This window comes from Hyalangium sp. (assembly GCF_035629615.1).
Lineage (GTDB): Bacteria > Myxococcota > Myxococcia > Myxococcales > Myxococcaceae > Hyalangium.
Window position 1 is genome coordinate 1 of the sequence record NZ_DASPHO010000818.1, and the last position, 6,880, is coordinate 6,880.

The window sequence follows — 6,880 nt, forward strand, 5'->3', positions numbered from 1 at the left end:
GCTCCCTGGGAGTCGAGCTGGACCGCGCGGGCCGTGTGCCGGTGACGCCGGAGCTCACCTTGCACGGCCGGAAGGACGTCTTCGTCATCGGAGACCTGGCGCTCTTCCAGGAGAAAGGCCAGCCCATTCCGGGAGTGGCGCCCGCGGCGATGCAGGAGGGCGTGCACTCGGCTCGGAACATCCTGCGCCAGCTCAAGAACCAGCCCATGGAGCCCTTCAGCTACTGGGACCGCGGCATGTTCTCGGTGATTGGCCGAGGCTCGGCGGTGGGGATCGCCATGGAGCGCTTCCGCATGTCGGGCTTCATCGCCTGGCTCGCCTGGCTCTTCATCCACGTCCTCTTCCTCATCGGGTTCCGCAGCAAGGTGGCGGTGCTCGTGAACTGGGCCTACTCGTACCTGGCCTTCCGGCGATCCGCGCGCATCATCACGGGCGGAGTGCCCCTGCTGAAGCGGACCTCAGGCCTGGCCGTGCTCCCCGCTCCGGGGACAGCTCTCGGAGAGCCGCAGGGTGGGCGCGAGCAACAGCCTGCCCCACGTCCAGGCTCTTCCTGACGGCCGAACTCGGGGGCTCAAGGCTCCTCGGGGTGGCCCGAGCGCGCATCGGGACGCAGCAGCCGGGAGAAGGCGTCCGGGCGCGTGGTGCCATGGGTATTGGCGTGGAGCCAGCCCCGGCGGTCGATGATGCGGCAGTCGATCGCGAGAGTCATGTCCGTATCCTCGATGCGCGCGTGCCCCTCGAGATCCGCGCGGGTGAGGGCAAGCTTGAGGATGCGATCGTGCGCTCGGGCGGACAGGCCATGGTGGCGCACGGCCTTCTCCAGCATCCCCTCGGCCTTCGAGCTCATGGAACAGTGGCGCCGCAGCAGCCGGGGCGGCATCTGGGCGTTGCAGTGCACCCCGGGCTCCTCGCGGAACCGGGCCCGCTGGCGCTCGCGCGCGGCCTCCACCCGGTCGCGGTAGTACGAGCTCGGGTGCTCGTGCCCGTCGTTCCGGGCGATCTGCTGGTACTCCACGGGACGGGTCTGGAGGGTGATGTCGATCCGGTCCAACAGTGGGCCGCTCACCCGCGAGTGGTAGTCAAAGACGCGGTGCTCGAGGCAGGTACAGGTGCGGCCGGGGACGTTGAAATAGCCACAAGGGCAGGGGTTCATCGCTGCCACCAGCATCACCCGGCACGGATACGTGATGTTCTGGTTGGCCCGGGCCAGATGGATGAGGCCTTCCTCCAGGGGCTGACGCAGCACCTCCATGACGTTCTTTCGGAACTCTGGCAGCTCATCCAAGAACAGCACCCCGTGGTGGGCCAGGGACAGCTCTCCAGGGCGGGCCGCCGTGCCGCCGCCCACCAGGCCTGCATCTGAGATGGTGTGGTGCGGTGAGCGGAAGGGGCGCTCGCGCATCAGCGCCTGGTCCTCCCCCAGCATGCCGAGCACCGAGTAGATCTTCGTCACCTCCAGCGCCTCGGTGAACGTCATCGAGGGCAGGATGCCGGGCAGCCTCCGGGCCAGCATCGTCTTGCCCGAGCCGGGAGGCCCGCACATCAAGACGTTATGGCCTCCAGCGGCCGCCAGCTCCAGCGCCAGCTTGACCTCGGGCTGCCCGCGCACCTCTGCCATGTCGAGCGCTGCCTGGCTCCTGGCTGCCACGGGCGGGCGGTCGCCACGCTGGTATGGAGCCAGTGGCTGGACCCCCGTCAGGTGCTCCACGGCCTCGCGCAGGTGGTTCACGGGGAGCACCTGGATGTCCTCCACGAGCGCCGCCTCGGCCGCGTTCGCCGCGGGCACCATGACGCCCTGGAAGCCCCCATTCCTCGCGGCCACGGCCAGCGGCAGGACGCCCTTGATGGGCTTGATCCCCCCATCCAGCGACAGCTCTCCGCCGAAGAGGTAGCGCCCCAGCGGCTCCTCCTCCATCAGCCGCGCCGCCGCCAGGACTCCCAGGGCGATGGGCAGCTCGAAGGCCGCGCCCTCCTTCCGGATGTCCGCCGGGGCCAGATTCACCGTGATGCGCTTCTGGGGCAGCTCGAAGCCCGTGTTCTTCAGCGCCGAGATGACCCGCACCTTCGACTCACGCACGGCGCCCTCGGGCAACCCCACGACGTTGAAGTACGGAAGCCCCAGCGCCATGTCCACCTCACACTCCACCACCACCGCGTCGATGCCCATCAACGAGCCCGACCGTACCCTTGCCAGCATTCCCACCCTCCAGGTTGTCTCCGGAGGAACAGAGCAAGGGCCGTACCAGGTAGTCTCCGAGGGGAGGGCGCTCCTGCACCGTCCACTGCGCGGGACGGTCCGTCCACGCGGCGAGATTCCGCCCCAGAGCCAGGTCCTCGAGTCGGGTGGTGCTGCTACAGGGCCCGGAAGGTGCCGGACCGCCGGGTGGGCCGGGGGGAGTCCCCGCCGCCCTCGACGCTGGCGGAGGCCTCCTTCCAACTGATGCGGTAGGTGCAGGCGTGGCCGTCGTAGTCGAAGAGCTCCACGCGCAGCTCCTTGGCGCCGGACGCGCGAACCCCCGCATGGATGATGCCGGCAGTGAAGTCGGGGAACTCGCCCACTTCGTTCATCCACACCTCGAAGCGGGCGGGCCCCATCTCCGCCACACGCGTCTCGGTGTAGTTGTTGCCCGCCCGGAAGTTCTGCGTCGCGCGGAGCACCGTGCGTCGTGGACCCAGGACGCGCAGCAGTGACATGACCGCGCGCCCCAGCATCGTCTCCCGGAAGCCCTCGACGTAGGCCTCACCGAGCTTGAAGGTGGACTCGGCCAGGGGCATGCCCGGGTACAGCTCCTCCGCGGCGATGCGGATGAACGTCATCCAGGCCCGGAAGGGGTAGGCAGGCTTGAGCTTCTGGGTGACGTCCAGCCCCGCCTCGCGCAGCCGCGCCCTGCACTCGGGGGACAGACGTCCTCCCAAGGCGCGCACGAACAACGCTTCGATGGTCTGCTCGTAAACAAGGAGCTCGTCGGCCATGAGGGGGCGCAATGTATCCGACGAGCCCCTGGATGCAAACGGCGCCCGCTCGAGGGCGGGCGCCTGCGCTACGGCGTGGGGGCAGGAGCCTCGGGAGCCGGGGCGGCACCCTCGGCGCCGGGGACGACGGCTCCCTCCGGCAGATCCTCGGTCGCCATGCCGAGCACCACCGCGCCCGCCGTCTTGGCGCCATCCATCACGCCAATCAGCGCACCGTAGTTCGCCTTGTCATCGGCCATGAAGAACACGACGCGCTCTTCCCGCGGCTTGACGGCGAGCATGCGCTTCAGGCGGTTGACGTAGTCCTCCTGGCTGGACATGTGCTCGGCGTTGATCTTGATGGCGCCCGTATCGGTCAGCTGCACCACGAGCTGATCGTTGGTCTCGGGCGGGGTGGTGTCCACCTCCGTCTCCGGCACTCGCACCTCGATGTCCTTCTCGAGCAGCGGCGTCAACACCATGAAGATGATGAGGAGCACGAGCACCACGTCCACCAGCGGCGTGACGTTGATGTCCGAGTTGGGAGGCGTCTGCGGCTTGACCCACTGGCGTTTCTTGGCCATGGCTATTCCTTCAGCTCCTCGACACCGAGCGCGATGCTCTTGGCCTTTGCCTTGCGCGCGATCTCCATCGTCTTGCGCACGTCAGCGACGTTCAGCGAGGCGTCGCCCTTGAGCAGGATCCGCCGCCCGGGAGTCTCCTCGAGCTCCGACCGGATCGCGTTCTCCAGGCCCGCGGCGTCGAGCTCGTCGTTCTCCAGGTACATCTTCTTGTCCGGAGTGACCGAGAGGATCAGCGGATCCTGTTCCCCGCTGTCCTTCTTCTTCTCGATGTTCGTCGCCTTCGGCAACGTCACCGACTTGCCGCGCTGGAGCATGGGCGTGATCACCATGAAGATGATGAGCAGCACCAGCACCACGTCCACCAGTGGCGTGACGTTGATCTCGTTCTTGATCCCTTGACTGGGACCGGCTGACATTCCCATCGCTGTACCTGGGGCTCGGGGTGGGGCTTGGGGGGAAGGGGCCTGCCCGCATCAACGCAGGCAGGCCCGAGTGCGAGCAGCGGCCGCTACCCCACCTGCTGCTGGGAGCGGGAGCCGCCGCCAGTCAGGTTGCGGGCCACCACGTCCAGGAACTCGTTGGACGACTCGGAGATGTCCACCGAGCGAGCGTCCACCCAGCCCTGCAGGAAGTTGTAGGCCATCACCGCGGGGATGGCCACGAGCAGGCCGAACGCCGTGGTGATGAGCGCCTCGGCGATACCGGCCGAGATGGTGGCCAGACCACCGGCGCCCGACTTCGCCATCTCCTGGAAGGCGTTCACGATACCCATCGTCGTGCCGAGCAGACCGACGAAGGGGGCCGTCGAGCCCACCGTGGCCAGCACGCCCAGGCCGCGCTTCATGCTCTGCACCTCGCGCTGGGCCTGACGCTCCAGGGCGCGCGCCACAGACTCCACGGCCACGTCCTTGTCGCTCGGGCTGATCCGGTACGCCGTCAGCCCCGAGTTGATGACGCGGCCCAGGTGGCCCACATCCTTGCCGAGGTTCGTATTGGCCGCCGTGGCCAGATCGCCCTTGGCGAGGATGGCTCCCATCTTCGACGCGAAGGTTCTCGAGTCAGAGCGCGTCTTGCGGAAGACCACCATCCGCTCCGCGATCACGACCAGGGACGCGATCGACATGATGCCCAGGGTGAAGATGATGAACCGGGCGAAGAAGCCCGTGTGCTCCCAGATTGCCGTCAGTGAGAAGTCCATGTTCTTGGAGCGCTCCTCCTCGAGCGCGATAGCGGGGGACAGTTTTACGGACAGAGAGGAAAGACCGAGACCTAGCTACCTAGCGGGGCAGGCTCAGCTTGATGTTGAAGGTGTAGTCGACCTGGACCGCACGGCCCTGGAAGGTGACGGGCTTGTAGCGTGCCGCGTACAGCGCGTCCAGCACCGCCTGTTCCATGTGGGGCAAGGGCTTGATGATACGGCACTTCTCCACCTTGCCCTCCGTGGTGATGACGCACTTCACGATCATCAGACCCTGCACGTGGGCCTCGAGCGCCTCGCGAGTGTACTGAGGGATGGGGCCGGAGAGCTTCTCCGGGCGCGTCATACCCGCGCCGAACGGGAGCACGTCCGTACCCGTGCTGCCCACCTGGCCGCCGAGCACGCCGCCGAGCACGCCACCCACGACACCGCCGACCACGCCACCCTCGACGCCCTCGTCGCTGCTCTCCACCTCTTCCTCGGTGGGCTCGGGCTCAGGCTCGGGCTCCTTCTCAGGCGGCTTCTCCGTAGGGATCTCCTTCGGGGCCACGAACTCCTTCTTGACCTTCTTGGGCTTCGGCTTGGCGGCCGGCGGGGGAGGAGGGGGAGGTGGCGGCGGGGGAGGCGCCATTGCGGCCTTGAAGGTGACCTCGATCTCCTTCTCCTCCACAGGAGGAGGACGCGTGGACATCCACAGGGCGAAGCCGAACAAGCCCACGTGGAGCAAGATGGAGATCACCGTGCCAGTGCCGAACCGCGACTTGGGCACCGATCCTCGGTCAAGGACAGAGTCAAACATGCGCGATCACTCCTCTTTATGCCGGTGGGCGACCTGTTCCGCTCACGCCCGCTGGATCAAAGGCGTGCCACAATACAGAAATGCAGTCCGGGTTCAAGCGAGGGGGGTTCAGGAGCCGCCGACGAAACCGCGCAATGCCCCACCGGTCGCCAAAAAGCAACCGTCTATTGACAACTTACAGACCTCAGGTAATTTCCCGCGGCATTTTTACTTGCATCCGCCCACCTTGGAGGGGTTCGGCATGAGAGTATCCCGTGTACTCCGGGAAACCGGAGTTGTGCTGTGTGCTGGCCTTTTGTTCGGGTCAGCGGTGTTGGCTCAGTCCTCGAGCAGCGTCATCATCGGTACGGTCGTCAATGCGGACCCAAGCGCGAACAAGGCGCCGATCGTGGATGTGGTAGTGACCGCGACCTCACCCAACCTTCAGGGTGAGCAGACGGTCGTTACAGACAAAAGCGGTGGGTATCGTATTCCTCAGCTGCCGCCGGGCGACTACACCCTGCGGTTCGACGCTCAGGGCTTCAAGCCCTTTGCCCGCTCGGCTGTCCAGCTGCGCCTCAACCGCACCATCCGCGTGAACGTGGAGCTGCTGCCCGAGGCCTTCACGGAGCAGATCGAGATCACGGGTACCCCGCCGACGATCGACGTGGGCTCCACCACCACGGGCGTGAACGTGGATCAGGAGTTCATCCGCCGCATCGCCGTGAACCGCCCCGGCGGCAAGGGTGGCGCGGCCCGTTCCTTCGAGAGCCTCGCGGAGCTGGCACCGGGCGCGCAGAACGACCAGTACGGCGTGTCCATCAATGGCGCCACTTCTCCTGAGAACGGCTACGTGGTGGACGGCCTGTCGACCAACGACCCGGCCTTCGGCATCAACGCCAGCCCGCTCTCCATCGAGTTCGTGCAGGACGTGAACGTCGTCACGGGCGGCTACCTGCCGGAGTTCGGCCGGTCCACCGGCGGCGTGATCAACGCGGTGACCCGGTCGGGCTCCAACGAGTTCCACGGCTCGGTGTTCGCCAACTTGACCCCGGGTACGTTCGAGGGCAACCGCACGCTCGTCATCGACGAGGGCTCGGTCATCGCCGGTGAGAACACCCTGCGCAACCTGGGCGATCTGGGCGCCACCCTCGGCGGCCCCATCCTCCAGGACAAGCTGTGGTTCTACACCTCGTACCGCCACATCTCGACCGACAACACCGTCCCCGGCATGTTCGTCAACCGCAACGCCGGCAACCCCAACGCGTGGCTGCCCGATTTCGACCGGAGCCAGCAGGCCTTTTCGGAAACGCTCGACCGGATCCTGACCGCGCGCGTCACCTGGCAGGTGACGCCGCGCAACAAGGT

At 66.9% G+C, this 6,880-nt stretch carries 8 protein-coding genes; 2 read left to right on the plus strand and 6 right to left on the minus strand.

Annotated features, from left to right (window positions below; all coding sequences use genetic code 11):
- Window positions 1-554 (plus strand): NAD(P)/FAD-dependent oxidoreductase (locus VD972_RS41095; protein ID WP_414654209.1); only part of this gene is annotated, 554 nt, incomplete at its 5' end.
- 17 nt (window positions 555-571) lie between these two features.
- Here VD972_RS41095 and VD972_RS41100 read toward each other — a convergent pair.
- The 6 genes from VD972_RS41100 to VD972_RS41125 all read right to left on the minus strand — a co-directional run bounded on the left by VD972_RS41100 (window position 572) and on the right by VD972_RS41125 (window position 5,533).
- Window positions 572-2,197, minus strand: a complete 1,626-nt coding sequence (locus VD972_RS41100) for a YifB family Mg chelatase-like AAA ATPase (RefSeq protein WP_324994765.1) — start codon at window positions 2,195-2,197, stop codon at window positions 572-574.
- Window positions 2,198-2,352: 155 nt separating this feature from the next.
- The gene (locus VD972_RS41105) at window positions 2,353-2,973 is read right to left on the minus strand and encodes a DUF2378 family protein (RefSeq protein ID WP_324994767.1); all 621 of its coding nucleotides are present in this window, start codon (window positions 2,971-2,973) and stop codon (window positions 2,353-2,355) included.
- A 68-nt stretch (window positions 2,974-3,041) separates the two neighbouring features.
- On the minus strand, window positions 3,042-3,542 hold the full coding sequence (locus VD972_RS41110) for an ExbD/TolR family protein (protein ID WP_324994777.1): 501 nt from the start codon (window positions 3,540-3,542) through the stop codon (window positions 3,042-3,044).
- Window positions 3,539-3,958, minus strand: a complete 420-nt coding sequence (locus tag VD972_RS41115; protein WP_324994769.1) for an ExbD/TolR family protein — start codon at window positions 3,956-3,958, stop codon at window positions 3,539-3,541. Before VD972_RS41115 ends, VD972_RS41110 begins: the two co-directional genes overlap by 4 nt.
- Window positions 3,959-4,044: 86 nt before the next feature.
- Entirely contained in the window at window positions 4,045-4,734 is a 690-nt protein-coding gene (locus VD972_RS41120) for a MotA/TolQ/ExbB proton channel family protein (protein WP_324994771.1), read from the minus strand.
- 79 nt (window positions 4,735-4,813) lie between these two features.
- A complete protein-coding gene (locus VD972_RS41125) occupies window positions 4,814-5,533 on the minus strand; it encodes an energy transducer TonB (RefSeq protein ID WP_324994773.1) in 720 nt (239 codons plus the stop codon).
- A gap of 241 nt (window positions 5,534-5,774) precedes the next feature.
- Between VD972_RS41125 and VD972_RS41130 the strand changes: the two genes are divergently transcribed.
- Window positions 5,775-6,880, plus strand: a 1,106-nt coding sequence (locus VD972_RS41130) for a TonB-dependent receptor (protein WP_324994775.1), incomplete at its 3' end; no start/stop codon positions are given.

Coding starts and splice junctions, on each gene's coding strand:
- VD972_RS41100 (WP_324994765.1), bottom strand. CDS start 2,197: ATGCTGGCAAGGGTACGGTCGGGCTCGTTGATGGGCATCGACGCGGTG.
- VD972_RS41105 (WP_324994767.1), bottom strand. CDS start 2,973: ATGGCCGACGAGCTCCTTGTTTACGAGCAGACCATCGAAGCGTTGTTC.
- VD972_RS41115 (WP_324994769.1), bottom strand. CDS start 3,958: ATGGGAATGTCAGCCGGTCCCAGTCAAGGGATCAAGAACGAGATCAAC.
- VD972_RS41120 (WP_324994771.1), bottom strand. CDS start 4,734: ATGGACTTCTCACTGACGGCAATCTGGGAGCACACGGGCTTCTTCGCC.
- VD972_RS41125 (WP_324994773.1), bottom strand. CDS start 5,533: ATGTTTGACTCTGTCCTTGACCGAGGATCGGTGCCCAAGTCGCGGTTC.